The organism is Mesorhizobium sp. M7A.F.Ca.AU.002.02.1.1, assembly GCF_003998535.1.
Lineage (GTDB): Bacteria > Pseudomonadota > Alphaproteobacteria > Rhizobiales > Rhizobiaceae > Mesorhizobium > Mesorhizobium ciceri.
Genome location: NZ_RZPB01001100.1, coordinates 1 through 1,530, shown reverse-complemented (window position 1 = coordinate 1,530; position 1,530 = coordinate 1). Strand labels below are relative to the sequence as shown.

Here is a 1,530-nt window from a genome sequence, read left to right as displayed (position 1 = left end):
TTCATGGAACGGCCCGATCGACCGGACGGTGAGCGGCGTGCCACTTTTCGGCGCTTTGCGCGCCAACCGCGATGTCGTTTACGGCTATGGCTTTTCCGGCAATGGCACGACAATGGCTTATATCGGCGGCGAGATCCTCACCGGCCTGTTGACTGACGGTGAATCGGAACTGACGCATTCGGCGCTGGTTCGTCCGGTAACGCGCGGTTTCCCGCCCGAACCCTTTCGCTTTGTCGGTGCACATTTTGTCCGCGGCGCTGTGCGTCGGCGTGACGATTTCGAACATGCCGGGCGCAAGCTCGATCCGGTGACGAGATGGCTCGCCGGGCTGGCTCCGTCCGGCGTCACTCCCTCCAAAGCCAATCTTCGCGCAAAAAAGGGATGACGATGTCCAAGGCCAAGATTTTCAAGCACAGCGAGTTGACCCTAAAGCCATCGGTCACGCCGACCGGAACGTCTTCGATCGCGCGCGTGATCAATGCCGAGATCAGCCGGACCATGGGCGGCGGCATCGAGTATCTGGAGAACGCCTCGATCGACTGGACCGTGACCTATGACGAGGTGCTGTTCATCCATGAAGGCACGCTGACGATCGAACTGGATGACGGCCGCCACGAATGCCGCCCTGGCGACATCGTCTGGCTGCCCAACGGCACCCACCTCAAATACATCGCCACCGAGCGTACCGGCTATTTTTACTGTCTGTACCCATACGACTGGGCAGCACGGCAAGGGACGGTAGAACCTTGAAGTGGCAGGCATATCATGGATTGGCCCTTCACGGCGCAGTTCCGGGGTAGCGAAACTGCTGTTTTGGCATCTCCGCGCCGACCGGCGCGGCGAAACAGTTCTAGTCACGGAATATGGCCAACCTTTCTCGCCGAAATCTCTGACCGGTGCTATGACCCACTGGTGCGCTCTCGCGGGATTGCCGAAGGGCCTTACGCTGCATGGTCTGCGGAAGTCACTTGGGGTCTATCTCGCCGAAGCGGAGGCATCCACCAGGCAGATGTTGGATGTCTCGGCCATGACGACATTGACCATGCCGAACTCTATTCCCGGGAAGCGTCGCAGGTGCGTTGGCTGTGCAGGGCATGGACCGAGTCGTACGGCTGGTAACGCGCTTGGCGAACCTCGTGGCGAACCTGTCAATAAACCCATTGATAATAATGCCCTTCCCGAGAGATGGGTGACAGTTCATTCTGGATAGATGGGTTACACTTTCGGCCCTTTGCAAGGAGAGCAAGGTGCCTTGGAGGGAGTGTAACGTCATGGAAGAGCGGCTGAAGTTCGTCGCCCGGCTGCTGGACGGCGAGAAGATGGCGATGCTTTGCCGGGAGTTCGATATCTCGCGCAAGACCGGCTACAAGATCCTCACGCGCTACAACGACAGCGGCCTGGAGGGGCTGACGGACCGATCGCGGCGGCCCTATCGCCACGCCAATCAGCTTCCGTTTCAAATCGAGAAGCTGATTGTGCGCCTCAAGCAAGACAAGCCGACATGGGGTGCGCCGAAGATACGCGAGCGGC

General features: G+C 59.5%; 2 protein-coding genes and 2 pseudogenes. All 4 read left to right on the top strand.

The genetic code is table 11. The features are described from left to right. Positions 1–385: pseudogene (locus EN879_RS39225) on the top strand (aminophosphonate oxidoreductase); the annotation flags it as partial. Then, positions 382–750 (top strand): AraC family ligand binding domain-containing protein, encoded by a 369-nt coding sequence (locus tag EN879_RS35420; protein WP_063168764.1) that lies wholly within the window; start codon positions 382–384, stop codon positions 748–750. The pseudogene EN879_RS39225 and the gene EN879_RS35420, both read left to right, overlap by 4 nt. A gap of 82 nt (positions 751–832) precedes the next feature. Next, a pseudogene (locus tag EN879_RS35415) lies at positions 833–1,115 on the top strand (tyrosine-type recombinase/integrase); the annotation flags it as partial. A gap of 156 nt (positions 1,116–1,271) precedes the next feature. Then, positions 1,272–1,530: helix-turn-helix domain-containing protein (locus tag EN879_RS35410; RefSeq protein WP_164747151.1), on the top strand; the 259-nt coding region annotated here is incomplete at its 3' end.

Coding starts and splice junctions, on each gene's coding strand:
- EN879_RS35420 (WP_063168764.1), top strand. CDS start 382: ATGACGATGTCCAAGGCCAAGATTTTCAAGCACAGCGAGTTGACCCTA.